The sequence below is a fragment of the Bradyrhizobium monzae genome, assembly GCF_021458635.1.
GTDB lineage: Bacteria > Pseudomonadota > Alphaproteobacteria > Rhizobiales > Xanthobacteraceae > Bradyrhizobium.
Genome location: NZ_JAIRDQ010000004.1, coordinates 576323 through 599924 on the forward strand (window position 1 = coordinate 576323; position 23602 = coordinate 599924).

The 23602-nt window shown below is 64.3% G+C and carries 23 protein-coding genes, 1 tRNA gene and 1 pseudogene; 7 read left to right on the forward strand and 18 right to left on the reverse strand.

The window, feature by feature from the left end; all coding sequences use genetic code 11:
* The first annotated feature begins 1 nt into the window (after position 1).
* Positions 2 to 427, forward strand: a complete 426-nt coding sequence (locus K3F49_RS19030) for an Hsp20 family protein (RefSeq protein WP_234682473.1) — start codon at positions 2 to 4, stop codon at positions 425 to 427.
* Positions 428 to 478: 51 nt separating this feature from the next.
* Complete coding sequence (locus K3F49_RS19035) at positions 479 to 751, forward strand: BQ00720 family protein (protein ID WP_234682474.1); 273 nt, start codon at positions 479 to 481, stop codon at positions 749 to 751.
* A gap of 92 nt (positions 752 to 843) precedes the next feature.
* Here the strand turns inward: K3F49_RS19035 and K3F49_RS19040 are convergent, their stop codons facing one another.
* Positions 844 to 1425: a TetR/AcrR family transcriptional regulator gene (locus tag K3F49_RS19040; RefSeq protein WP_234682524.1), complete on the reverse strand. Its 582-nt coding sequence runs from the start codon at positions 1423 to 1425 to the stop codon at positions 844 to 846.
* Positions 1426 to 1708: 283 nt separating this feature from the next.
* Here K3F49_RS19040 and K3F49_RS19045 point away from each other — a divergent pair, with 283 nt between their 5' ends.
* Positions 1709 to 2842, forward strand: coding sequence for an alpha/beta fold hydrolase (locus K3F49_RS19045; RefSeq protein ID WP_234682525.1), 1134 nt, complete (start codon positions 1709 to 1711; stop codon positions 2840 to 2842).
* 153 nt (positions 2843 to 2995) lie between these two features.
* Here the strand turns inward: K3F49_RS19045 and K3F49_RS19050 are convergent, their stop codons facing one another.
* The 4 genes and pseudogenes from K3F49_RS19050 to K3F49_RS19065 all read right to left on the reverse strand — a co-directional run bounded on the left by K3F49_RS19050 (position 2996) and on the right by K3F49_RS19065 (position 6563).
* Complete coding sequence (locus K3F49_RS19050) at positions 2996 to 4012, reverse strand: AMP-binding protein (protein ID WP_234682475.1); 1017 nt, start codon at positions 4010 to 4012, stop codon at positions 2996 to 2998.
* Positions 4013 to 4076: 64 nt separating this feature from the next.
* Positions 4077 to 4535: pseudogene (locus K3F49_RS19055) on the reverse strand (AMP-binding protein); the annotation flags it as partial.
* Positions 4536 to 4592: 57 nt separating this feature from the next.
* A complete protein-coding gene (locus K3F49_RS19060) occupies positions 4593 to 5723 on the reverse strand; it encodes a DUF5938 domain-containing protein (RefSeq protein WP_234682476.1) in 1131 nt (376 codons plus the stop codon).
* 36 nt (positions 5724 to 5759) lie between these two features.
* Positions 5760 to 6563: an SDR family NAD(P)-dependent oxidoreductase gene (locus tag K3F49_RS19065; RefSeq protein WP_234682477.1), complete on the reverse strand. Its 804-nt coding sequence runs from the start codon at positions 6561 to 6563 to the stop codon at positions 5760 to 5762.
* A gap of 284 nt (positions 6564 to 6847) precedes the next feature.
* On the opposite strand from K3F49_RS19065, the gene K3F49_RS19070 reads away from it, so the two are divergent.
* Complete coding sequence (locus K3F49_RS19070) at positions 6848 to 7486, forward strand: TetR/AcrR family transcriptional regulator (protein ID WP_234682478.1); 639 nt, start codon at positions 6848 to 6850, stop codon at positions 7484 to 7486.
* A 179-nt stretch (positions 7487 to 7665) separates the two neighbouring features.
* Here K3F49_RS19070 and ptsN read toward each other — a convergent pair whose 3' ends face one another.
* From ptsN to K3F49_RS19115, 9 genes are all read right to left on the reverse strand, one after another.
* The gene (gene ptsN / locus K3F49_RS19075; RefSeq protein WP_008141251.1) at positions 7666 to 8127 is read right to left on the reverse strand and encodes a PTS IIA-like nitrogen regulatory protein PtsN; all 462 of its coding nucleotides are present in this window, start codon (positions 8125 to 8127) and stop codon (positions 7666 to 7668) included.
* Between the two features lie 212 nt (positions 8128 to 8339).
* Positions 8340 to 8939, reverse strand: coding sequence for a ribosome hibernation-promoting factor, HPF/YfiA family (gene hpf, locus K3F49_RS19080; protein WP_234682479.1), 600 nt, complete (start codon positions 8937 to 8939; stop codon positions 8340 to 8342).
* An 84-nt stretch (positions 8940 to 9023) separates the two neighbouring features.
* Complete coding sequence (gene rpoN, locus K3F49_RS19085) at positions 9024 to 10664, reverse strand: RNA polymerase factor sigma-54 (RefSeq protein WP_234682480.1); 1641 nt, start codon at positions 10662 to 10664, stop codon at positions 9024 to 9026.
* 90 nt (positions 10665 to 10754) lie between these two features.
* Entirely contained in the window at positions 10755 to 11768 is a 1014-nt protein-coding gene (gene lptB / locus K3F49_RS19090; protein WP_234682481.1) for an LPS export ABC transporter ATP-binding protein, read from the reverse strand.
* A 220-nt stretch (positions 11769 to 11988) separates the two neighbouring features.
* Positions 11989 to 12714 (reverse strand): LptA/OstA family protein, encoded by a 726-nt coding sequence (locus K3F49_RS19095; RefSeq protein WP_234682482.1) that lies wholly within the window; start codon positions 12712 to 12714, stop codon positions 11989 to 11991.
* Between the two features lie 5 nt (positions 12715 to 12719).
* On the reverse strand, positions 12720 to 13451 hold the full coding sequence (gene lptC / locus K3F49_RS19100) for an LPS export ABC transporter periplasmic protein LptC (protein WP_234682483.1): 732 nt from the start codon (positions 13449 to 13451) through the stop codon (positions 12720 to 12722).
* Positions 13452 to 13624: 173 nt separating this feature from the next.
* Positions 13625 to 14239 (reverse strand): ribonuclease D, encoded by a 615-nt coding sequence (locus K3F49_RS19105; protein ID WP_234682484.1) that lies wholly within the window; start codon positions 14237 to 14239, stop codon positions 13625 to 13627.
* Positions 14240 to 14392: 153 nt separating this feature from the next.
* The gene (locus K3F49_RS19110; protein ID WP_234682485.1) at positions 14393 to 16120 is read right to left on the reverse strand and encodes a hypothetical protein; all 1728 of its coding nucleotides are present in this window, start codon (positions 16118 to 16120) and stop codon (positions 14393 to 14395) included.
* Entirely contained in the window at positions 16120 to 17445 is a 1326-nt protein-coding gene (locus K3F49_RS19115) for a UbiA family prenyltransferase (protein WP_234682486.1), read from the reverse strand. The genes K3F49_RS19110 and K3F49_RS19115 overlap by 1 nt, the downstream gene beginning before the upstream one ends.
* Before the next feature lie 274 nt (positions 17446 to 17719).
* On the opposite strand from K3F49_RS19115, the gene K3F49_RS19120 reads away from it, so the two are divergent.
* The gene (locus K3F49_RS19120) at positions 17720 to 18991 is read left to right on the forward strand and encodes an MFS transporter (RefSeq protein WP_234682487.1); all 1272 of its coding nucleotides are present in this window, start codon (positions 17720 to 17722) and stop codon (positions 18989 to 18991) included.
* A 106-nt stretch (positions 18992 to 19097) separates the two neighbouring features.
* On the opposite strand, the gene K3F49_RS19125 is transcribed toward K3F49_RS19120, so the two are convergent.
* A tRNA-Leu gene (locus K3F49_RS19125) sits at positions 19098 to 19184 on the reverse strand.
* 150 nt (positions 19185 to 19334) lie between these two features.
* Between K3F49_RS19125 and K3F49_RS19130 the strand changes: the two genes are divergently transcribed.
* A complete protein-coding gene (locus K3F49_RS19130) occupies positions 19335 to 20300 on the forward strand; it encodes a complex I NDUFA9 subunit family protein (RefSeq protein WP_234682488.1) in 966 nt (321 codons plus the stop codon).
* Positions 20301 to 20321: 21 nt separating this feature from the next.
* Positions 20322 to 20456 carry a hypothetical protein gene (locus K3F49_RS39200; RefSeq protein WP_276575397.1) on the forward strand — a complete coding sequence of 45 codons (135 nt, stop codon included), beginning with the start codon at positions 20322 to 20324 and terminating at the stop codon, positions 20454 to 20456.
* Positions 20457 to 20468: 12 nt separating this feature from the next.
* Here K3F49_RS39200 and K3F49_RS19135 read toward each other — a convergent pair whose 3' ends face one another.
* The 3 genes from K3F49_RS19135 to K3F49_RS19145 form a co-directional block, all read right to left on the reverse strand.
* Positions 20469 to 21209, reverse strand: a complete 741-nt coding sequence (locus tag K3F49_RS19135; RefSeq protein ID WP_234682489.1) for an SDR family oxidoreductase — start codon at positions 21207 to 21209, stop codon at positions 20469 to 20471.
* A 3-nt stretch (positions 21210 to 21212) separates the two neighbouring features.
* Positions 21213 to 22544, reverse strand: a complete 1332-nt coding sequence (locus K3F49_RS19140; protein WP_234682490.1) for an FAD-binding oxidoreductase — start codon at positions 22542 to 22544, stop codon at positions 21213 to 21215.
* Positions 22545 to 22630: 86 nt separating this feature from the next.
* Positions 22631 to 23437, reverse strand: coding sequence for an undecaprenyl-diphosphate phosphatase (locus tag K3F49_RS19145; protein ID WP_234682491.1), 807 nt, complete (start codon positions 23435 to 23437; stop codon positions 22631 to 22633).
* Between the last annotated feature and the right edge of the window lie 165 nt (positions 23438 to 23602).

Here is a 23602-nt window from a genome sequence, read left to right on the forward strand (position 1 = left end):
TATGTCTCGTGTTCCAACGCTTTCCAGTCCGTTCCTTCTGGGTTTCGACGAAATCGAGCGCGTGCTCGATCGCGTCGTCAAAGGCGCCGACGGCTACCCTCCCTACAATATCGAGAAGTGCAGCGGCGCGGACAGCCAGCCCGAGCGCTTGCGGATCACGCTGGCGGTGGCCGGATTCACCCGCGACCAACTCGATGTAACCATTGAGGAAAACCAGCTCGTCATTCGCGGGCGACAGCAGGACGACAAGACCCGGCAATACATCCATCGCGGGATCGCCGCGCGCCACTTCCAGCGCACCTTCGTGCTGGCGGAGGGGATGCTGGTGCTGGGTGCGGATCTGAAGAACGGGTTGTTGTCGGTCGATCTGGCCCGGCCTGAACCGGAGAGGATCGTTAAGACAATCGCTATCAATGAGCACGAATAATGGAACGAGTAGCGGACTCGACCGCTTAGTTTCTGTGAAGGAGTCGAGACCATGAGTGAAGGTCACGTTGCGTTCGAATACGAAGCCAAGGCCGTCTCACCCGAGACGCTGGCAACCCTCGGCGAAGGCCATATCGCCTATGTGAAGCAGATCCGCTCCGAGGATGTGCCCGGCCTGTTTCCCGAAGCCCCGAAGATTGCGCCCGGCCTCAAGCTGTTCGCGCTCCACGCCGCCGACGGCACGCCGATCATGCTGACCGACAGCCGCGAAGCCGCAGTCGCGAATGCCTGGAGCAACGAGTTGCAGGCGATGAGCGTGCACTAAGCGTACGCGCTTTCGCACGAATGAAGTTTTGAGCGGGCATGCCTTCACATGAAGGCGTGCCCGTTTTCATTTTGAGGGATGATGGTTCCGGATCACCCTTCAGAGGCAGCCCACCTCTGGGCACTGACATCCGCCAGCGCCTCGAATATAGCCGGCGTGCGTTCCAGGCGGGCGATCGTTCGCGCGCCTTCGAGCGCGGCTACCAATGCCGCTGCGGTAGAGGATGCGCGCGCAGGAGCGAAACCACAGCCCCTGAAATGCTCTGCAACGATCGCGGTCGAATCGACAAATCCGCGCGCAACCCGTTTGGTCAGCTCAGCGTCGAGCGCGGGCAGCTCATTCGCCAGATTTTGCATCAGACATCCATACTGGAAATCGGAGGCGACCATCTCGGCCGCGAACGTGCCGAAAATCTGACGAACAAAATTCAGAGCATCCCCCGTCGTATCCGCCGAGATACTGCGCAATACGGCCATTCTACTCGCAACGTAATGATCGATTGCTTCCTCTGCGAGCTGTGCCTTGCCGCGCGGAAAGTGAAAGTAGAACGATCCCTTGGGAGCACCGCTCTCTTCAATGATCTGGGTCAATCCAGTCGCCGTGTAGCCCTGGATGCGAAACAGTCGTTCGGCCGTGGCAATCGCGCGAGCGCGGGCGTCAGTCTTACGTGGCATGCCGTGGACATAACACGTCGCGCTTGACGTCGCTATGGTGATCGCCATACTATGGCGATCACCATAGAAGGAGTCCGGTGATGCCCCACCGACGACGCGTTCCGTCATGAGTCGTCCAGTGAGTTTCAAGCCATCGGCGTCCCGACGAGCCATCCTGGCGATGGGCGCGGCCAGCCTGGTTGCGGCTTCACTTCGACCGGTCCGCGCAAACCCCATAGGAGCAACTGATTTGGCCACATCAACATATGGCGACGGAACGCTTCCCAAGGGGGTTCGTTCGCGCATGATCCATGGCGTCAACGGCCTCGATGTCCATATTCTCGAGGCCGGTTACGAAAGCCCCGGCCGGCCGCTCGCGCTGCTTCTGCACGGCTTTCCGGATTTGGCTTACGGCTGGCGACACCTGATCCCAATTCTGGCTGACGCCGGGTACCACGTCGTGGCGCCCGACCAGCGGGGTTTTGGCCGCACCACCGGTTGGGTGAACGGCTATGACGCCCCGCTCGCGCCCTTCAGTCTCTTGAACATGACACGCGACGCCCTCGGATTGGTTTCGGCGTTGGGATATCGGCGTACAGCGATGCTCGTCGGACACGACTTCGGCTCGCCCGTGGCGGCCTATTGTGCGCTGGCCCGGCCTGACGTCTTTCCCTCGGTGGTGCTGATGAGCGCAGCGTTCCCCGGTCCGCCGGCACTTCCGTTCAACACCGCGGACAGCGAGGCATCGGCGGCTCAACCGAACTCTCAAAATCAAAAGTTGGCGGCCGCACTGGCGGCGCTCGATCCGCCCAGAGTGCATTATCAACAATATCTGAGCACACGGGAGGCGAACGATGACATGTGGCACCCCCCTCAAGGCCTACATGCGTTTCTTCGTGCATTTTTCCACGTCAAGAGCGGCGACTGGCCAGGAAACAAGCCGCATCCGCTGAAGGCCCCAACCGCCATCGAACTTGCACAAATGCCCACCTATTACGTCATGGATCTCGGTAAGACGATGCCCGAGACCGTCGCTCCATTCCAACCTTCCGCCGCCGAGGTCCTGGCCTGCAAATGGCTTACCGAGCCGGAACTTGGCGTTTACACGGAGGAGTATGGCCGCACTGGGTTTCAAGGCGCCCTGCAGGCTTATCGCGTCTTTTCCGATCCTGACCTGAACGCCGAGTTGCGCCTGTTTTCGGGCAGAACGATCGATGTCCCGTCGCTCTTCATCGGCGGCAAAAGCGATTGGGGCACCTATGCGGCGCCGGGCGCACTCGATCTTATGAGGACGAAGGCGGCGACGAGGATGGGTGGCATCGAGCTGATCGACGGCGCCGGTCACTGGATCCAACAGGAGCAGCCGGTTCGGCTCAGCACGCTCCTGCTCGCCTTCGTCAAGGAGGTGGGTGGGCCGGATCACACTTTACGCCGCTGACCGAAGCCGCAGTGGCGAATGCCTGGAACAACGAGATGCAGGCGGTGAGCGTTCACTGAGCACGCGAGCGCGTTCGCGCTTGGCTGACGAATCCAAATACGCGGGCATGCTTTAAGGCAGCCCGCGCATTTTTTGGCGCCTGACAGGCGTTTGCTAGCCGCCCGACCGCCCCGCCAGCCGCGCGCGGATGTCCGGCTTCAGCACCTTGCCGACCTTGGAGCGCGGCAGATCGTCCCAGACTTCGATCTGCTTCGGTGTCTTGACGCTGCCGATCTGTCCCTTGACGAAGACGGCGAGCGCCGCGGGGTCAATCTGATGGCCGGCACGGGGCTGCACCACGGCGACGATCCGCTCACCCCATTTCTCGTCCGGAAGGCCAATCACGGCGCAATCCTGCACCGCCTCATGCGCCCGCAGCGCGTTCTCGACCTCGATCGAGTAGACGTTGAACCCGCCGGTGATGATCATGTCCTTGGCGCGATCGACGATATAGAGGTAGCCGTCGTCGTCGAGATAGCCGATGTCGCCGGTGTGGTGCCAGCCATGCGCGGAGGCCTCCGCCGTGGCCTCGGGATTTTTGTAATAGCCTTCCATCACCAGCGAACCGCGGACCACGATCTCGCCGCGTGCGCCTGATGGCAGCAAATTGCCGTCGCCGTCCATGATGCCGGCCTGCACCAGCGGGCTGATCCGCCCGGCCGAGGCGAGACGCTCCATCGCGATGGTGCCGTCGGCATTGTAATGCTCGCGCGGCGCCATCATCGAGATCATCATCGGCGCTTCGGTCTGACCGAACAACTGCGCCATAGGCCCGATACGCCGGAGCGCCTCCGCAAGCCGCGCGGCCGAGATAGGCGCCGCGCCGTACCAGAAGCATTGCAGCGACCCGAGCTTCGCGGAATCGAGCTTCGGATGATCGAGCAGCATGTAGATCACGGTCGGCGGCAGGAAGGTGTGCGTGACGCGATAGCGCTCGATCAGATCGAGAAATTCGGCGATGTCGGGGTGATGCATGATCACGATGCGGCCGCCGAGCGCCATGATCGGGAAACACAGCACGCCGGCCGCGTGGGTCAGCGGCGCGAGCGCGAGATAGGTCGGACGGCCCTTGAAGGGATAGCCCATCAGCGTCAGTGCCGTCATGGCCTCGATATTGCGGCCCGACAGCATGACCCCCCTTCGGCTTGCCGGTGGTGCCGCCGGTGCCCGGGATCATCGCGATATCGTCGACCGTCTCGCGTTGATAGGGGTCGTCGGCGAGGCCTGCGAGCCAGCTGTCGAACGAGGGTGCGAAGGGTAACTCGGCATCGAGGCAGACGAGGGCGCGCAGCTTTGGCAGCTCTGCACGCACCGCCTCGACCATCGGCGCGAAGCTCGAATGAAACAGCAGCAGGCTGCAGTCGAATTGGTCGAGGATGATCCGGTTTTCGGCCGCCTCGTTGCGCGGATTGATCGGGCACCAGACCGCACCGGCGCGGGAAATGCCGAAGACGCAGGCAAACGCGACCGGATCGTTGCCGGAGAGGATTGCGACCTTCTCGCCGGCAGCAATCCCCGATCGCGCGAGCCCGCGCGCGATTCGGTAGCTCAGCGACTGCACCTCGCGATAGCTGAGATCGCGCCCGTCCATGGTCAGGCACGGCGCATCAGCGCCGAGCGAGGCGCCTTTGTCCAGGTAATCGATGAAGCGCATGATCAACACCCGAAGCGGCAGCGGGCGACGCGGAGGACCGCGCCACCCGCGATTGACTTAATCGTGCACGGTCAAAATCGGCTTGCCGACGAGCCCGAAGCTGCGCAATTGCCCGAGCAGCTCGTGATGGCCGAACGCCTGGCAGCCGGAGGCGAACCCCACGCGCTTCGGCGGCTGCTGCAGCAAATGCGCCGCGGCATAGGCCTGCAGCAAGCCGGTCTGCTTGTAGTTGCTGTTGCCATAGATGACGCAGTGCGCGCGCCCCAATGGGCCTGAGGCATGCACCGAATCCAGGGACTTGTTGACGCGCGGGTTCTCACGCGGCGGCATGGTGTTCATCACGCCGGCGGCGGTCTGCGCCAGCGCGGTGTAGCGGTCGTCGGGCTTCATGTCCTTGGTCGCATCCAGCGCGGCGGCAACGATCTGCGGCACGGCCAGCATCAGCCCGCGGTTGAACACGCCGCCCAGCACCTTGACGTTGGCCACGCGCGGATCGCGCTTGAACCACACGGGATGCGAGGTGCCGCCCCAGGGCAGCGCCAGCGCCAGCTCATGCTGGCCGGGGATGGCGAGGTTGTAGAGGCCGGCATCGGGCTGATGCTCGACATACTTGTTCTGCTCCAGATAGTAGGCCTTGGCCATCGCGGCGTTGACCAGGATGGTCTGCGTCGATGCGATGGTCGGGCTGCCACCCCAGAACACGGCGATATCAAGCGTGTCGAGGCCGGGCGTCTCCAGGCACAGCTGGGCTGCGATCTCGCCGGTGGTGTACATCTGCGCGATGCCCGGCGCCAACAGCAGGCCGGCATTGGCGAACTTCGGACCCCACTCCTGCTCGAGCGTGATCAGCCAGTCCTGCTCACCGGTGGTGTCGGTGTAATGACACTTGGAGGCGAGGCAAGCCTGCACCACTTCGCCGCCGAACTTGGCGAAGGGGCCCACGGTGTTGAGCACCACCGAGGCGCCACTGAACAATTCCGTCAGCGCAGCTACGGTGTGCGGCACCTTGACCACCTCGTAGTCGGCGGTCTCGATGCCCGCTACGTTCGACTTCATCGCGGCGTTGAGCTTCTCATTGCTGCGGCCGGCGGCGATGAAGGGGATGTTGTATTCGCGTAAGTATTCGCAGACCAGCCGGCCGGTATAGCCGGAAGCGCCATAGACGATGACGGGCTTCTTCGCACTCATTGCGTTCCTCCGAAATGTTCGTTGTCAGATTCTTTGCTACATGCCCATGCCGCCATCGACCGGCAGTCCGATGCCGGTGATGAAGCGCGCCGCGTTCGAGCACAGGAATACCGCGGCATCGCCGATGTCCGTGACCTCGGCGAGACGGCCGAGCGGGGTTTGCTCCACCACCGAGCCGACCGCGGCGTTGACGTCAGCCGCGAGCCCGACCTTGACGATGTCGTTGGCGAGCTGCAGGCCCATGTCGGTCGGGATCAGGCCCGGATAGATGCAGTTCACGCGCACGCCGAAACCGAGCTTGCCGGCTTCCATCGCTCCGACCCGCGTCATGCGGTCGACCGCGGATTTGGTGCCCGAATAGACCGCGATGCTCGGGAAGGCGATCGTCGCCGCAACCGAGGCGATGTTGACGACGGCGCCGCCCTTGCCGGCCGGCCCGCCCGGGCGCATGGCACGGAAGGCGTGCTTCATGCCGAGCACGGTGCCGACGATATTGACGTCGCACATCCGCCGCGCGTCCTCAGCCTTCACCTCGGAGATCAGCGACGTGATCTCGATGCCGGCATTGTTGATCAGGATGTCGTAGCCGCCGAGGGTTGCGACCGTCGCGGCGACAGCCCGCTCCCATTGCGCGTCGTCGGTGACGTCGAGTTGGACGAAGCCCGTGGCGACGTCTTCCTTCGCGATCGTCGCTGCGCTGGCGCGGCCGGTCTCCTCCAGGATGTCGGCGATCATGATCGAGGCGCCGGCTCGCGCCAACGCCTGCGCGATGGCCGCGCCGATGCCGCGGGCACCGCCGGTGACCAGGGCTTTCCTGCCTGCAAGGCTCTTCCCACTCATGACGCACTCCTCCGTTGCTGGTGATCGATCTTTTCGTGCTGCGCCGGTCGGCGCGCACCAGGTCGATGGGCGCAAGCCTTTTGGGCTGCACCCAGCGAAGCGTTCCTCCATGGCCGGACGTCTTGACGACTGTCCAAATTCTTGGTGCGAACCTCCGCCAGAATCTTGACACTTGTCAAGAACGAATTTGACAGTTGTCAAAGGAAGTGGTTGTGAGGGGATGGAGCATTCCGCGATCGACGCGGTATAAGTCCCTGAAAGAACGGGACTGAGGAAGGGACGAAATGGCGCGGCAGGTGACGGGAGCGGCCCGGCGTGTGGCTGATGCGGCCGAGGTGCTGCGCGACGAGAAGTTCAACGCGCGGCGCATCGAGCTTGCCGAGGCCGCGCTCGAAACGCTTGGAGAGCTCGGTTTCGCACGCACCAGCCTGCGTGAAATCGCGCAGAACTCGGCGTTCACGCACGGCGTGTTCCACTATTATTTCAGCGACAAGCTCGACCTGATCTGCTGCTGCGTCCGCCACTACAAGGCGAAGTGCGTGACGCGATATGACGAGGTCGTCGCGACAGCAACGAGCCGCGACGAATTGACGGAGGGTTTCCTCGCCAAGCTCGCAGCAACGCTGCAGACCGATGCCCGCATGCACCGTCTTTGGTACGATTTGCGCGCGCAGGCGATGTTCGAGGCGGCGTTTCGCAAGGATGTGCTCGAGATCGACAAGAGCCTGGAAGCGATGATCTGGCGCATCGCCTCCCGCTATGCCGAGCTCGGCAGCAAGCGGCCGGTGTCATCGCCGGCTGCGCTCTATGCGCTGTTCGACGGCCTGTTCCAAAGTGCGCTGCTCAAGCATCTCGCCGGTGACAAGACGGCGATTCGCGAACTGCTCGACGAAGTCCGGCGCCTGCTGCCGACGGTGTGCTGAAGCGCACGCGCGGCGCCCGCGAAGGCGTGATCGTTTTCATTAATGCGATGGATCGACCGCGCTCTCCGCGTCATTGCGAGCGCAGCGAAGCAATCCAGAATCCTTCCGCGGAGAGACTCTGGATTGCTTCGCTTCGCTCGCAATGACGGAGTGTGAGGCTACGGCGTGCCTAACGACGACTACGCCGCGGTCGCCGGCGGCAGCGCCAGCACCGAATAGATCGCCTGCGCGTCGCGCGAGGCGCGGAGCTTCTTGGCGATGTCCTGGTCGCGCAGCAGGCGGGCGATGCGGGCGAGCGCCTTGAGATGATCGGCGCCGGCGCCTTCGGGGGCGAGCAGCAGAAAGACGAGATCGACCGGCTGGCCATCCATCGCCTCGAAATCGATCGGGCGATCGAGCCGGGCGAACAGGCCAAAAATCTTTTCCAGCTTGGGCAGCTTGCCGTGGGGAATGGCGACGCCGTAGCCGACCGCGGTGGTGCCGAGCTTCTCGCGCTGGAGCAGCACCTCGAACACGGAGCGCTCGTTCTGACCGGTCAGCTCGGCGGCCTTGGCCGCGAGTTCCTGGAGCGCCTGCTTCTTGCTGTTGACCTTCAATGCCGGAAGTATCGCCTCGGGCGCGACCAGATCGGTAATCGGCATGGAAGTGTTCCGAGGTGAATTAAACCGTCAGGTTCCGAATTGACCGGCTCGATCAGATCGAGCCCGGCCGGCGTCGAGAAGGTGAAGCAGGAGGCGGACTTAGCCCCGATCCTGATGTGGGGCGCTTCTACTCCAACGCAATCCCGGTGCCAACTCCCGCGTGCAGCTTTGCCCCGGTCATTGTTAAGACCTGTGGTTGATACGGGGGCCGCCTAGCCATCCGATTTGGCGCCCGGCGGGTCGATCCAGCCGACATTGCCGTCGGCCCGGCGGTAGATGATGTTCACCCGGCCCGAGGAACCGTGCTGGAATACCAGGCAGGGTGCCCCGCTGAGGTCGAGTTCCATGACGGCTTCGCTGACCGACAGCTGCCTCAGCGACGTCGTGGCCTCCGCGATGATCACGGGGCTGTAGCCGGTGACCTCGTCCTCGTCGTCGCCCTCGCCCGGTGCCTCCAGCACGTAAGCCGTCGCGTCGAGCGCAGCCAGCGCCGCGGAGGCGACATGGGCCTTGCGTGCGGAACGGTCCTTGAGCCGGCTCTTGTAGCGCTTGAGCCGCTTCTCGATCATGATCAGCGCCTGGTCGGCACTGGCATAGGCGTCCTGCGCGTTCGAATCGGCTTCCAGCGTAATGCCGGAATCAAGATGCAGCGCACAGTCGGTGCGAAAACCGAGGCCGTCCTTGCTGAGCGTGATGTGGCCGGAATAGTTGCCGTCGAAATATTTACGCAGGACCTCTTCGGTCCGGACGGTGACCCGGCCGCGCAGGGCCTCACCGACGCTAACGCTCTTGCCCGAAATCCGAAGAGTCATGTGATGCCTCGCTTGGTTTGCTTGCCCAGCTTGGATCGGTCGCGAATTGGGGGATGAGAGTAGCGCGATTTCGCGCCAGCGCAATCAGGCCGGTTCGGTGTTGCGGGAGCGATCCGGCATTGCGGTGGAAAGGACGTTACCAAGAGCGCTCTGCTTGTCACGACGGCGTTGCACCGAGGACGGAATGCGCATGGCTTCGCGGTACTTCGCGACCGTGCGGCGGGCAATATCAATGCCCGAAGCGCGCAAGCGTTCCACGATGGTATCATCCGACAGGATCGCGGCAGGCAGCTCCGAATCAATCAGCTGCTTGATGTGATGACGCACCGCTTCGGCCGAATGCGCCTCGCCGCCGTCGGCCGAGGCGATCGAGGCCGTGAAGAAATACTTCAATTCGAATGTGCCGCGATTTGTCGCCATGTATTTGTTGGCGGTGACGCGCGACACCGTGGATTCATGCATCTGGATGGCGTCGGCGACGGCCTTCAGATTCAGCGGCCGCAGATGCGCGACACCATGGGTGAAGAAGCCGTCCTGCTGACGCACGATCTCGGTCGCAACCTTCAGGATGGTACGGGCGCGCTGGTCGAGCGCGCGCACCAGCCAGGTCGCGTTCTGCAGCGCGTCGGTGAAATACGACTTGTCGCCGTCCTTGCCCTTCTTCTTCGACAGCTCGGAATAATAGGTCTGGTTCACCAGCACGCGCGGCAAGGTGTCGCTGTTGAGCTCGACATGCCAGCCGCCATCCGGACCCGGGCGGACATAGACATCCGGCACCATGGTCTGCATGCGCGCCGAGCCGAACTTCATGCCGGGCTTGGGATTGAGGCGGCGGATCTCGCCGATCATGTCGGCGATGTCCTCGTCGTCGACACCGCAGAGCTTGCGAAGCGCGCCGATGTCGCGCTTGGCGAGGAGGTCGAGGTGCTCGACCAGCGCCTGCATCGCAGGATCGTAGCGGTCGAGCTCGCGCAGCTGGATGGCCAGGCATTCGCTCAAATTGCGCGCGCAGACGCCGGGCGGATCGAATTTCTGCAGCACGGCGAGAACGTCCTCGACGTCCTTTTGCGTCGCGCCGAGCCGCTCGGCGGCCTGGCCGAGATCGGGCGGCAGATAGCCGGCTTCGTCGACGAGGTCGATCAGGTATTGCCCGATCATGCGCTGGGCCGCGCCGGTGAAGGCGACCGAGAGCTGCTCGGCGAGATGGTCACCAAGCGTGGTTTCCGCCGCGACGAAGGCTTCGAGATTGTAGTCTTCGTCACCGGAGGCGCCGCCGCCCCATTCGGTATAGGTGGTCGGCGCTGCGTCCTGGGCGTTGCGCGCCGCCGCCTCGGCGGGCTCCTCGGAGAAGACGTTGTCCAGGCCGGTGTCCAGGGTCTGCTCGATCTCGGCGCGGGTGCCGAGATCCTTGCTCATCCATTCTTCCTGGCCGGGCTCGAAGGCGCTGCCGCTGCCGCCAAAGCCGTCATCGGCGCCATGACCGTCGCCCTGGCTGCCTGAATCTTCGCCATCATGGTCGCTGAACTGGCCGGCCTCGGCCGGGGCCTCGCCGCCGGGGGCCTCGTCATTGGCCCGCTCCAGCAGTGGATTACGCTCGAGTTCCTCTTCCACGAAGGTGGTGAGATCGAGATTGGACAATTGCAGCAGCTTGATCGCCTGCATCAGCTGCGGCGTCATGACCAGCGACTGCGATTGCCGGAACTCTAATCTCTGCGTAAGCGCCATCTAATAAGAACCGTTCCCGAAAATTGGTCCGATTCTTGCTTATCTTAGTCCTGGCCCGATGTACACGCCTTGACGAAATGGAAAAAAGGGCTAGAGGCGGAATTCCTCGCCAAGGTAAAGGCGGCGAACATCCGGATCGGCGACGATCTCGTCCGGGCTCCCCTCCGTCAGGATTTCACCGGCATAGACGATATAGGCGCGGTCGGTGAGGCCGAGCGTCTCGCGCACATTGTGGTCGGTGATCAGCACGCCGATGCCGCGATTGGTGAGATGGCGAACCAGGTCCTGAATGTCGCCGACCGCAATCGGGTCGATGCCGGCGAAGGGCTCGTCGAGCAGCATGTAGTTCGGACGCGTTGCGAGCGCGCGCGCGATCTCGACGCGGCGGCGCTCACCGCCGGACAGCGCGATCGACGGCGATTTCCGCAGGCGCGTGATGTTGAATTCGTCGAGCAGGGAGTCGAGCTGCTGCTCGCGCTTCTTGCGCGAGGGCTCGACCACTTCGAGCACGGCGCGAATGTTCTGCTCGACGGTGAGGCCGCGGAAGATCGAGGCTTCCTGCGGCAGATAGCCGATGCCGAGCCGCGCGCGCTGATACATCGGCAGCTTGGTGACGTCGTGACCGTCGAGCTCGATCGCGCCGCGATCGGCCTTGATCAGGCCGGTAATCATGTAGAACACGGTGGTCTTGCCGGCGCCGTTCGGGCCGAGCAGGCCGACCGCTTCGCCGCGCCGCACATAGATGCTGACGCCGCGCACGACCTGGCGGCTGCCAAAACTCTTTTCCACGCTATGCACAGCCAGGAAGCCCGGCCGCCGCAGCAGCTGCGGTCCGCCCGTGCCGTTGGACTTTGCAACGGGCTTCGCGCTGGGTTTGGCTTTGGGCGGTTGAGCCGCCGCCGGCCGCGCCCGCGGCGGGGCCTCGACGCCATAGGGGTCCGAGGCCTGCATCGGCTGCTCCCGGGCAATCGGCGGCGCATCGCGCACCGGGCTCGCCACCAGGCCGCCGACGCTGTCACCGAGCGCGGTGATGTCCTGACGGGCAAATCCTGGCCGGCCGCGCTTGGCGGGGCGCCGACGGAACATGCTGAACAGATCGACCATCCCCGCCTTCTAGCCTGCTACGGATCCTGCGCGGTCCTCGCGCGGTCTGCCGCGCCAGCCTGTTACTTCGCCGACGCAGCATGAATGTAGGGATGTCTCATGCCCAGTGAAACACGCCCGAAAAGCGGCGGACCCCGCTTCGAAAGCCCTGCCGCTAGATACAGTCTCGCCGGGCAAGCTTCAACCTCGGATCGGCTGCATCTGAGCCAAGCTCTTGAATTTACTTTTGTTTACCTGAGCCCGGCAATTGCAAGGGCGAGCCCGCACCCGGGGCGACCGGCGTTCCGCATTTGCCGTTCGCGCCGCCCTGGGACTGGATGAACAGGCCCTGCACCTTGCCGCTGTCGGATTCCACCCGGGAGACGCCGGTGGTCATGTCGACCATCAGGCGGTCGCCGCGCAGCACGTTCTGGCACTGCGTCAGCACCACGCCGCCGAGCATGGTGATGAGGTTGGTCTTGGTGTCGAACACGGCGGTCTCGCCGGTCACCACCTGGTCCTTCTGGGTGACGACGACATTGCCGCGCGCTTCCAGCCGCTTGATCGAGGAGGCGCCGCCCGGCCCCGGCGTCGCCGATTGCATCGGCGCGCCCTTGGTCGCCTTGGCGCCCTTGGCCGGCTCAGCCTGCGGCACGGCCGCCTTGTCGCTGCTGGATTCGTAGAACACCACCAGCGTCTTCGAGGTCATGGTGGTGTCGCCCTGCACGACCTTCACATTGCCCGCGAAGGTCGCTTCCTTTTTCTTGTCGCGCATCTCGAGCGAGGCGGCCTCGATCTGGATCGGCTGATCGCGGTTCTGCGAAAAGCCCTGCATCGCATTGGGCACGCCCTGCATCGTGCTTTGCGCGACCGCCGCACCGGTCGCAATCAGCGCAGCGCCGCCAAGCCAAACCGCTGCGACGATGGCGCGACGCTTGCTGTCGTTGCGCGGGAAAAAATGAGCCATGAAAATCACTTTGAGTTCGCAGATTTGTTCCTGGACTTCGCAGGCACAGGCGCCGGCGCGGGCTGCTCGACCGGCGCGGGCGCAGCGTCATCCGTGCTGATCTTGTCCAGATACATCACGACATTGCCTTCGAAACGAATGACGTCGCCGCCTTCGGTGATGCGCAAGCGATCGGCGGTCAGCGTGCCGTTGGTCAGCTTGACGTCGACATGATCGTCCGAGGAGACCGTGCCCTTGCCCATGTCGACGAAAGCGGAGTTCAACCGCGCCTCGTAGCCGGTCGAGGTGCGCAGGAAGATGTCCTTGTGCAAATCGAGCTGCTGTTGCTTGTTGTCGAACCGGCCGGTGCGGGCATCGAGCAGTAGGGTCGACTGGTCTTCCATCAGCACCTTCGCCTTGAGGTCGTTGAGGTCGACATGGTCGGGATCGGTGATGTCCTGCGTCGCGGTCTTGGCCCAGAGCTCGTAGGGCCGCTGGTCCGGCGTGAAGCCGGACAGATGCGGCGATTCCATCGTGATCTTGGTACCCGTCACCACCAGGTTTCCGGAATCGACCTTCACGGGGATCATGGTGAAGGGGTTGAGGAAGGTGGAGACCGCAACGATCGAGGCCATGGCGAGAATCACGGTCACCGGCACCGCGATGCGCAGAATCCGCACCAGGCGGCTGTGGCGCGCCGCGCTGGCAAACTTCGCCGCGAGCGCGGCGTCGTAGGTGGAAAACTGGGCCGAATTCACCGCTGCTCCAGGGTGTCGCTCGCCTTGTCCGATCGCGGGCGTGCCATTGTACCCGGAAGCGCCAAATTATGCAGCCTTGCACATATCAGCCTTGGACATATCAGCCTTGGACAGGCCGTTACGAAAGTGTCCGAAACGGGGCGGCAACCTGAACCCAACAGCCTGCAGCGGGCTCAGGAATGCGCAAAAATGTCCTCTTCCTCCCAGCCCTGGAGGTCGAGCAGGGCGCGGGTCGGCAGGAAGTCGAAACAGGCTTTTGCCAGCGCGGTGCGGCCTTCCCGGACCAGCATGGCGTCGAGCCGCTCGCGCAGGGCGTGCAGGTGCAGCACGTCGGAGGCGGCGTAGGCGAGCTGCGGCTCGGTCAGGCTGTCGGAACCCCAGTCGCTGGATTGCTGCTGCTTGGAGAGGTCGACATTGAGCACCTCGCGGACGAGGTCCTTAAGGCCGTGGCGGTCGGTATAGGTGCGGGTCAGGCGGGAGGCGATCTTGGTGCAGTAGATCGGCCCGGTCATCACGCCGAAGCTCTGGTAGAGCACCGCGACGTCGAACCGCGCGAAATGGAAGATCTTGGTGATGGCGGGATTGGCCAGCAGGGCCTTCAGGTTCGGCGCGTCGGTGTGACCCTTGGGAATCTGCACCACGTCGGCACTGCCGTCGCCGGGCGAGAGCTGGACCACGCAGAGCCGGTCGCGGTGCGGGTTCAACCCCATGGTCTCGGTGTCGATCGCGACCGCGCCGGTGTAGCGGGTGAGGTCAGGCAGGTCGCCGCGATGCAGGCGTACGGTCATGGCGTTTCAAACCCTCGATCGAATCGGCGCTAGATCAAATTAATGCCTGAAGCGGCAACTGGCGAGGGCCGGCCGGGTCGAAGATCCGCCAGCAGCCTTGCGCGCCGCGATGTAGCTGCTGGCCACGGTCGGCGCAAGCATCGCGGCCGTATTTCAACCGGCCGGCGCGCGTCCGGCGGCCGAGACGCAGAGCCGTCTGGTCCGGAACACCACGTCATGCTGCGAGGACAATGTCTCGCAGCGATCGACCACGTAACCGATGCCGTGCCCCGCGGCATAGGCCAATCGTGCGGCGTGGGACGCCAGCGCCTCCGTCTCGGTCATCCGCTCGTGCCAGATCCAGTAGTAGGACGGCGTCCACATCGCGGCGGCGCCGCGCTTGTGGTCGACCCAGATGCGGCGATGCGCCACGAATTCGAAGATGGTCGTCCGCGTGAGCGCGAGGTCCGCGGGATCCGCCGGCGTGGTTTCCGGGCGATGGGGTAGCGGCAGGAAGATCGCATCGGCCCGTGTCGCAGCGCGCGCCCAATTGCCGACGTCCTGCCACTCACCGACCCCATCGTTGAAGAGGCGGTTGACGGCGACGTTCTGCCAGACCGCAAGCGGCCATAGAACCAGACCCACCAGCGCCAACGCCGCATAGCCGAACCGGCGATGCGAGGCGGGCGCGTCGTCCGTCACGCGCGTGGCCAGGACCACGCCCACAACCAGCGGAACGATGAGCGCGATCGCGATGCCGTCGATGCCGAGGCAAAGCACCATCAGGCACCCCGGGAGGAAGGCCATCGCACGGTCACGGCTCAGCCAGTTGGTCGTGAGCGCCGCCACGGCAAGTCCGGCCAAAAGATAGATCTGCGTCCCCGAACGCAGCAGCTGAAGATTGAGAACGAGATTCGCGCCGGAGACGAATGGAATGACGATACCGACCGCATAGACCAGGATCGCGCCGAGATAGGCCGCCTGCAACGCGCGCGCCCGGGCGCCGAACCACGCAAACGCGGCGGCGCCGACAGCGATCACCGCGACCGTCGCGAGGATGCTGTCGAGATCGGCCGCCGTGATCAGCGAATGGCCGGCATAATATTCATGGAGATAGGCCGGATAGTCGAAGCCGGGCGGCTTGCCGAACTCGGGATTGCCGAGCACGGCATGCAGGACCGGATAGGCAATGGGGAGCGAGATCACGACCCCGGCGAAGGTCCGCCAGCAGACGGTCCGCAGTGGCGTCTCGCCTCGAAGCATCGAGGTGACCGCGACGAGAACCAGCAGCGGTGCCAGCCAGACGGCAACGAAGGCATTGACGAAGAAGGTGACACCGCAGGCAATGGCCGCCGACATGAACCATCGTCGCGCCGCGAAATAGATTGCGAGCAGGACGGTGCCGTTGGCGATCTCGGAATGCGTGAAATAGTTCACGAACAGTCCGCCCATGCCGACCGGGCTGTAACCGTCGAGGAACGCGATCGCGCACAGGATCAGGCTGAAGACGATCTTGTCACGCCGCGTGACGACGCCGAGCAGCGAGGCGCAGCACAGGAAGCCGATCAGAGACAACAGGCGCGACAGATAATTCAGAACGAAGAACAGCACTTCCGTCTGCCCCAAATCCTTCTGCGTGTCGTTCAGCAGGATCCAGACGCCAGAGGCGAAATAGCGCAGGGACTGGATGAAGGCGTCATCGTGAAACTGCGGCTCGTTGCCGAGCCCGGCGACGATCGGAAGATGGAACAGGTTGTTCTCGATGCCGAAGACGAAGCCGGTGCGCAGCAGGGACACCACGGCCGCGAACGCCGCAATCACCAGCGTATCGACGATCGCAGGCGAGAGCGCCCGCAAGCTCTTCCGGCTCGCCGTACCCAGGCTCGAGGTCGCGAGGCTCATCAGATCGCCGCCAGCATGATGCAGACCATCGCCGCCACGACGACGCGGCTCGCGCCGTCCCGGAAGGCGTAGATGATGGGATCGTCGGGCATCTCGCGGCGATGCGCGATCATCAGGGCGCGGCCGAACCAGTACAACAGCAAGGGCGCGAGCAGCCACAGCATCCAGGGCCGGCTGTAGAGCGGCGTCACCGCGGAGGACGAGACGTAGAGCGCGAACACCGTCACCGCATTCATGGCGCTCGCGGCCGCCATCGCGGCGATGATGTGCAGATCGCTGATGCGGTAGTCGCGGTTGGAGGGATCGGCGAGGCCTTCGCCCTGGCGCATGCTGAGCTCGCTGAAGCGCTTGATCAGCGCGAGCGAGGTGAACACGAACAGCGAGAACACCATGAGCCATTCCGACAGCACGACACCGGCCGCGACCGCGCCGGCGCCGATGCGCAAGGAGTAGAGCCCGGCGAGGGTGACGACATCGACCAGCATCTTGCGCTTGAGCACGAGCGAATAGGCGATGGTGGTGGCGAGATAGGCGGCGAGCACGCCGAGGAAGGTTACGGAGATGGAGAGGCTGGCGGCGACGGCGACCAGCCACAGCGCAGGGATCGCTGACAGCGCCGAGGAGATCGGCAGGTCACCCGCCGCGAGCGCGCGATGGCGCTTGGTCGGATGCTGGCGATCGGCGGCGAGGTCGAGCAGGTCGTTCATCAGATAGGCACCCGACGCGCAGGCCGAGAATGCCAGGAACGCCAGCAGCGTGGTGCCGAGCGTGGCGAGGTTCATCTGATGTGCCGTGATGACGGGTACGAACACGAGCGTGTTCTTGGCGTATTGATAGACCCGTAGCGCCTTCGCCCAGGTTTTGAGAGATGCGCGGCCGCGGCTTCGGTGCGCGATGCGCTCGATCGCGGCGCGATCGAACGGCAGATGCTCACCCGCGGCAAGATCGGCCGGCGTCACGACGCCGTCAAAGCCGAGATGCGCGGCGATGCCGGCTGCATGATCGGCGAAGCGGCGCGCGACCAGAAAAATCCTCTCGCCCCGCGCGCGTGCCACCAGCGCCTGGTTCAGCACGTCGGCATCGTAGGGAAGGTGGGCGTAGTCGAGCTCGGCGCACGCCAGAATATCCGTGAGCGCTGCCATGCCTGCGCGGCCGCCGGCGCCAAAGCGGGCCAGCATGCGCGCCGGACTGGAGAACAGCGCCTCCATCAATAATTCAGAGCGCAGCAGAGCGCCTTCGAGATCGATGACGAGGGTGCGGGCGGGCGCCGAATTCGCCTGCGGCGCGGCTTCGCTCCGATCGTACTGCCTGACGGGCTGCTCCATCCGAAAACGCTCTGTCTGACCGCGACACGGCCGGCCCAAGTTCTGGGGAGGCCGGGAGCAGGAAAATGGACGCCCGCGAGCCTAGGGAGCATTCGCTAAGGGCGGCTTAATTCGGCCGGCGGAACGGCGGCTGAGAGGGCCCGCCGCCAGGCTGTTGCAGGGATCCCACAATCCGGCGCGCGCTCGATATACCAGCGGAACTTGAGGCCCGCGCCCGTGGAAATCGCCCGCGCCCACCCTATCTGAGCCCGGCTTCTCACATGCATCAGGTGCCATGACAGACCAGACGCTCGCCGCGCCGATCGACGATCAGCAGGAACGCCAGCGCGGCTTTTCGCGCTACCAGTCACTCCTGGTGGCGCTGCTCGCGTTCGCACAGTTCACGATCATCCTCGATTTCATCATCATGTCGCCGCTCGGCGCCATCCTGATGCCCTCGCTCAACATCACGGCCGGGCAATTCGGCGTCGCGGTGTCGGCCTACGCGTTCAGCGCCGGACTATCGGGCATCCTGGCCGCCGGCTTTGCCGACCGCTTCGACCGCAAGCGGCTGCTGCTGTTCTTCTATGTCGGCTTCACGCTCGGAACGCTGCTCTGCGCGCTGGCGCAGACCTACCACGTGCTGCTGCTCGGCCGGATCGTGACCGGATTGTTCGGCGGCGTGATCGGCTCGATCGTGCTCGCCATCGTCACCGATCTGTTTCCGCTACACTTGCGCGGCCGCGTCATGGGATTCGTGCAGACGGCGTTCGCCGCGAGCCAGGTGCTGGGCGTTCCGGCCGGACTGTTTCTCGCCAATCACTGGAGCTGGCATGTCTGCTTCTTTGCGATCATCGGCCTGTCGATCCTGGCGATCGCCATCATCGCCTTCGCCATGGAGCCGGTCGACGCGCATCTGAAGCTGAAGCAGGACAGGAACCCGTTCCACCATCTGGTCGCGACGGTCAGTGAGCCGCGCTACACGCTGGCCTTCGCGGTCACGACCTTGCTGGCGACGGGCGGCTACATGCTGATGCCGTATTCCAGCGCCTTCACCGTCAACAATATCGGCATCGACATCGTGCATCTGCCGACGATCTATCTGGTCTCCGGCCTGTTCAGCATCGTCACCGGACCGCTGGTCGGCCGCGCCAGCGACGCCTTCGGCAAATATCCGACCTTCGTGTTCGGCTGCGCGATGACCGCCATCATGGTGCTGATCTACACCCATCTCGGCCACGTCTCGCTGGTGACCGCGATCGTCGTCAACGTGCTGATGTTCGTCGGCATCTTCTCGCGCATGATCCCGTCGCAGGCGCTGATGTCGGCGATCCCCGACCCGAGCCAGCGCGGCTCGTTCAGCGCGGTCAGCGCCTCGCTCCAGCAGCTCTCCGGCGGGCTCGGCTCGGTGCTCGCGGCCGCGATCATCTCGCAACAACCGGACGGTTCGCTGCTCCATTTCGAGCGGATCGGCTATGTCGTCGTCACCACGACGATGATCACGCTGTTGATGATGTATTTTGTGCAGAAATCGGTGGCGGAGAGGGCGGGGAGGAGCGTGGTGTGAGGGATTTTGGTCCCATCAGCCATCCCGCAGCGGCGATGCAAAGATCGCGGTCCGGCTAGCTCCGATGATTGGAAGCAGGCCTATTTGGGGACCAAATCCCGCAAAATGGTGCCCAGGAAAGGACTCGAACCTTCACGGCCGTTAAGCCACTGGCACCTGAAGCCAGCGCGTCTACCAATTCCACCACCTGGGCATGCCGTTTGGGGCACGGAGGCGGTTACTACGGTTCAGTGACGCGGTTGTCAATTCATGGTTCGGCTTGCCGATTGCGCATTGCAAACCGGGCCGATACAAGCCTGATAACACGCACTCTTCCTGCAGGATCGGACCCAGGACAATTCTAATGGCATCGAATCTGGAAACTCTCGTCACGGTTTTCGGCGGATCGGGGTTTTTGGGCCGGAATGTCGTCCGCGCGCTGTGCCGGCGGGACTACCGGGTCCGGGTCGCGGTGCGGCGGCCGGAACTGGCCGGATACCTCCAGCCTTCCGGCAAGGTCGGCCAGGTCCACACCATCCAGGCCAATCTGCGCTATCCGGCCTCGGTCGAGGCGGCGGTGCGCGATTCGGATGTGGTGATCAATCTGGTCGGCATCCTCACCGAGGGCGGCGGGCAGACCTTCGACGCCGTCCAGGCCAAGGGCGCCGAGACCGTCGCCAGGGCGGCGGCCGCCGTCGGCGCGAGGCTGATCCACGTCTCGGCGATCGGCGCCGACGCCGAATCGCCCTCGCTTTATGCCAAGGCCAAGGCAGCCGGCGAGGCCGCGGTGATCGCGGCCGTGCCGTCGGCCACGATCTTCCGTCCCTCCGTGATGTTCGGCCCCGAGGACCAGTTCACCAACCGCTTCGCGGCGCTGGCGCGGCTGTCGCCGGTGCTGCCGCTGATCGGCGGCGAGACCAGGATGCAGCCGGTCTATGTCGGCGACGTCGCCACCGCGATTGCGGATGCCGTCGACGGCAAGGCCAAGGCGGGCGCCACCTACGAGCTCGGCGGGCCGGAAGTGCTGACGATGCGCGAGATCATCGAGGCCATCGTCGCCATCGCCGATCGCAAGCCGACGCTGGCGCCGCTGTCGTTCGGCCTCGCCCGCCTCAACGCCTCCTTGCTGCAATTCGCCCCGGGCGCGCTGAAGCTGACGCCGGACCAGGTGACGCTGCTCGAGCGCGACAATGTCGTGTCGGATGCGGCCAAGGCCGCCGGGCTGACGCTGGAAGGCCTCGGCATCGCCGCCGATTCGCTGGAAGCGGTCGCCCCGCAGTACCTGTGGCGTTTCCGCCCGCAGGGCCAGTTCCAGCGCAAGAGCGCGTGAGGGCTCGTTCTCTCCGCCGTCATGGCCGGGCATAGCCGTCCGAAGGACGGCGTCGCTTCGCTCGCCTATGTCCCGGCCATCCACGTCTTTCTTAATGCGGACGCCAAGAACGTGGATGCCCGGCACAAGGCCGGGCATGACGAGACAGTGGTGTGAGCCGCAAGAACGTCAAAACTTCAGCTTCTTGAACACCGCCTCCGGCAGCGTCTTGATGATGAGCATCACGAGACGCCATTTGCCGCTGATATAGACGACATCCGTCTTCTTCGCGACGGCTGCGAGGATCGCATCACCCACGACCGGCGCATCGACGGTGAGTGGGCCGATCAGCTTCATGCCTTCCGTCATCTTGGTGCGGACGAAGCCAGGTTTCACGGTGACGACATGCACGCCGCCGCGGCTGGCGCGGGCGCGCAGGCCCGACAGGAAGGCCGAGAAGCCGGCTTTCGCGGAGCCATAGACATAGTTCGAGGCGCGGCCACGATCGCCTGCGACCGACGACACGCCGACAATCGTGCCATTGCCGCGGCCTAAGAACTTTTCGGCGAACAGGCCGAGGATCAGTGACGGACCCTCGTAGTTCGAGCGCATGATCGCCGTGGCGTGCGCGAGATCGCTCTCGGCGCTTGGCTGCACGCCCAGGAGCCCGATGATCGAGACGACGACGTCGGGCAACACGGGAAGGCCCGCGACAAAGCCGTCGAACGAGGCGGTGTCGAGCACGTCGAATGTCCACGTCCTCGCTTCGATATTGTAGCGCGCGCGCAGATCCGCCGCGTCAGGCTCCAGCGCGGCGGCATCGCGGCCTGCGACGCCGACATCGTAGCCTGCTTTGGCAAAGGCACGTGCCGCGGCGCGGCCGATATCAGAGGAGCCACCGAGCACCAGAACGGTCTTGCGTGATGTCACGGTTTAAACCTCATCGAACAGGCGTTGCGAAAGTCTCGAACGAATGTTTCCGGCGGGATCGAGCGATTTGCGGATCGCGTTGAAGCGCGACAGCGCGGGATAGCCGGCCTCGAACGTCGCGCGCGACTGGCGCGCATCCTTGGCGAGATAAAGCCGTCCGCCGGCGGCGACGACGAGGCGGTCGATCTCGTCGAGGAAATTCAGGATGTCGCCCTTCACCGGGAAATCCAGCGCCAGCGTGTAGCCAGGCAGCGGAAACGACAACAGGCCGTCGCCATGGCCGAGCTTCTTCAGCACCGCGAGGAAGGAGGCATCACCGCGCCTCGCAACACGATCGAGAATGTCGCCGAGTACGGCGCGCGCGCCAGCTTCCGGGATCACGCATTGATGCTGGAGAAAGCCGCGCCGTCCATAGATGCGATTCCAGTCACTGATGCTGTCGAGCGGGAAGAAATACGGATAGAGCGAGACCACATGGTCGCCGCCGGCGCGCCTTGCGCCCATACGGTAGTAGAGCTCGTTGAAGGCGCGGATGCTGTATCGATTGAGCGTCATCGACGGCAGATCGATCGGCACGCCGAGCCCGGGATTTTTGCCGGCGGGAAAGCGAGCGGCGCCTTCGGCAAGCTCGTCGGTGCGGGCGTGCTCACCGAGATAGATCAGCGAGCGGCCGAGGTCGCGCCCTCGTGCCACGCAATCGATCCACGCCACCGAATAGGTCGCGGACACACTCGCCTCGAGCGCGCGCATCGCGGCGTCGAGATCGGATGCGGAGATCACGCGCTCGCGGATCCAGCCGGTCTCCACGGAGCGTAGCCGCAACGTGGCTTCGAGGATCACACCCGTGAGGCCCATGCCGCCGACGGTCGCGAAGAAGGCATCGGGATGTTGTACGCGCGAGACCTCGATCGTCTCGCCCGCGCCGGTGCGCAGCAGAATGCTGTCGACATAGCGGCCAAAGCCGCCCTCGCCATGATGGTTCTTGCCATGCACATCGGCAGCGATGGCGCCGCCAACCGACACAAACCGCGTGCCGGGTACGACGAAGGGCAGGAAACCGCGCGGGCCAAAAGTGTCGATCAGGTCGGACAGCAGCACGCCGGCCTCGAGGCGGATGCGGCCCGTCGCCCGATCGAACGACCTGACCCGGTCGAACCCGGTCATCGCGATGGTCCGGCTGACGCCGATCGCGGCATCACCATAGGCGCGGCCATTGCCCCGGGCCACGGAGCCGGTCACCTGGGCGACAGCCGCGCCCACGGCCTCGAACGACCGCGGCCGCAGCACTTCGCTATCGACGACCGGGAACCGCCCCCAGCCGCTGACGAGGGTCATCGTTCAGCTCCGCCTGCGGGCCATCCCGCTCCGGACACTGCCTAGCGGTCAAAAGCTGATATTGCGTTGAGGCGCGTCAACAAAGGTTAATGGCCGAGCGCCAGCGCGATCAGGCCGAGCGTGCCGACGATGACGCGCCACCAGGCGAACACCACGAAGCCGTGGCGGGTGACGTATCCGAGGAACGCCTTGACCACGATGATGGCGGTGATGAACGACACCACGAAACCGATCGCGACGATGCCCATATGGTCCATCGTCATCTCGGAGCGGTTCTTGTAGAAATCATAGGCGAACGCGCCGATCATGGTGGGGATGGCGAGGAAGAACGAGAACTCCGCCGCCGCCCGCTTGTCGGCCCCCAGAAACATCGCGGCGACGATGCTGGCGCCGGAGCGCGACACGCCCGGGATCATCGCGACGCACTGGGCGATGCCGATATAGAGATACATCAGCAGCGGAAACCTGGTGGCGTCATGCTCGCGCGCCTTGAGATCGAGCCGATCGACCCACAACAGGATGGCGCCGCCCACGATCAGCGAGAAGCACACGACCCAGGGATTGAACAGCATGCTCTTGATGTATTTGCCGGCGACGAGACCGACGATCACCGCAGGCAGGAACGCCACCAGCACGCCGATCACGAAGCGGCGCGCATAGGCATCGCCGGTGAACATGCCGATCGCGACGTCCCACAGTTTCTTGAAGTACAGCACGACGATCGCGAGGATCGCGCCGAGCTGGATCAAAACCGTAAACGAATCCCAGAAGGCGCCCTCGCCAAGGCCGAAGAAGCGCTCCGCAAGCAGCAGGTGGCCAGTCGAGGAAACGGGAAGGAACTCGGTCACACCCTCGATGATGCCGAGGATCACTGCCCGTATTGTATCTGACATATTTACGGTCCATTTCCGCTGGAAAAGCGGGGCTCTTCTCGCCTATTCGCCCCTCGCTCGCAATCGCAAAATGCGCTAACGCGCCCTTGCCTCGCGGTTTTGAAAGACTAGTGTGGCGCCGCACAAACATTGATGGATTCTTAAGCACCATCAAATAGTCAAAGG

Bases quoted from the DNA above. Each gene is read 5' to 3' on its own strand.
- K3F49_RS19030 (WP_234682473.1), top strand. From the start codon at position 2: ATGTCTCGTGTTCCAACGCTTTCCAGTCCGTTCCTTCTGGGTTTCGAC.
- K3F49_RS19035 (WP_234682474.1), top strand. From the start codon at position 479: ATGAGTGAAGGTCACGTTGCGTTCGAATACGAAGCCAAGGCCGTCTCA.
- K3F49_RS19040 (WP_234682524.1), bottom strand. From the start codon at position 1,425: ATGCCACGTAAGACTGACGCCCGCGCTCGCGCGATTGCCACGGCCGAA.
- K3F49_RS19045 (WP_234682525.1), top strand. From the start codon at position 1,709: ATGATCCATGGCGTCAACGGCCTCGATGTCCATATTCTCGAGGCCGGT.
- K3F49_RS19050 (WP_234682475.1), bottom strand. From the start codon at position 4,012: ATGCTGTCGGGCCGCAATATCGAGGCCATGACGGCACTGACGCTGATG.
- K3F49_RS19060 (WP_234682476.1), bottom strand. From the start codon at position 5,723: ATGAGTGCGAAGAAGCCCGTCATCGTCTATGGCGCTTCCGGCTATACC.
- K3F49_RS19065 (WP_234682477.1), bottom strand. From the start codon at position 6,563: ATGAGTGGGAAGAGCCTTGCAGGCAGGAAAGCCCTGGTCACCGGCGGT.
- K3F49_RS19070 (WP_234682478.1), top strand. From the start codon at position 6,848: ATGGCGCGGCAGGTGACGGGAGCGGCCCGGCGTGTGGCTGATGCGGCC.
- ptsN (WP_008141251.1), bottom strand. From the start codon at position 8,127: ATGCCGATTACCGATCTGGTCGCGCCCGAGGCGATACTTCCGGCATTG.
- hpf (WP_234682479.1), bottom strand. From the start codon at position 8,939: ATGACTCTTCGGATTTCGGGCAAGAGCGTTAGCGTCGGTGAGGCCCTG.
- rpoN (WP_234682480.1), bottom strand. From the start codon at position 10,664: ATGGCGCTTACGCAGAGATTAGAGTTCCGGCAATCGCAGTCGCTGGTC.
- lptB (WP_234682481.1), bottom strand. From the start codon at position 11,768: ATGGTCGATCTGTTCAGCATGTTCCGTCGGCGCCCCGCCAAGCGCGGC.
- K3F49_RS19095 (WP_234682482.1), bottom strand. From the start codon at position 12,714: ATGGCTCATTTTTTCCCGCGCAACGACAGCAAGCGTCGCGCCATCGTC.
- K3F49_RS19105 (WP_234682484.1), bottom strand. From the start codon at position 14,239: ATGACCGTACGCCTGCATCGCGGCGACCTGCCTGACCTCACCCGCTAC.
- K3F49_RS19110 (WP_234682485.1), bottom strand. From the start codon at position 16,120: ATGAGCCTCGCGACCTCGAGCCTGGGTACGGCGAGCCGGAAGAGCTTG.
- K3F49_RS19115 (WP_234682486.1), bottom strand. From the start codon at position 17,445: ATGGAGCAGCCCGTCAGGCAGTACGATCGGAGCGAAGCCGCGCCGCAG.
- K3F49_RS19120 (WP_234682487.1), top strand. From the start codon at position 17,720: ATGACAGACCAGACGCTCGCCGCGCCGATCGACGATCAGCAGGAACGC.
- K3F49_RS19130 (WP_234682488.1), top strand. From the start codon at position 19,335: ATGGCATCGAATCTGGAAACTCTCGTCACGGTTTTCGGCGGATCGGGG.
- K3F49_RS39200 (WP_276575397.1), top strand. From the start codon at position 20,322: ATGGCCGGGCATAGCCGTCCGAAGGACGGCGTCGCTTCGCTCGCCTAT.
- K3F49_RS19140 (WP_234682490.1), bottom strand. From the start codon at position 22,544: ATGACCCTCGTCAGCGGCTGGGGGCGGTTCCCGGTCGTCGATAGCGAA.
- K3F49_RS19145 (WP_234682491.1), bottom strand. From the start codon at position 23,437: ATGTCAGATACAATACGGGCAGTGATCCTCGGCATCATCGAGGGTGTG.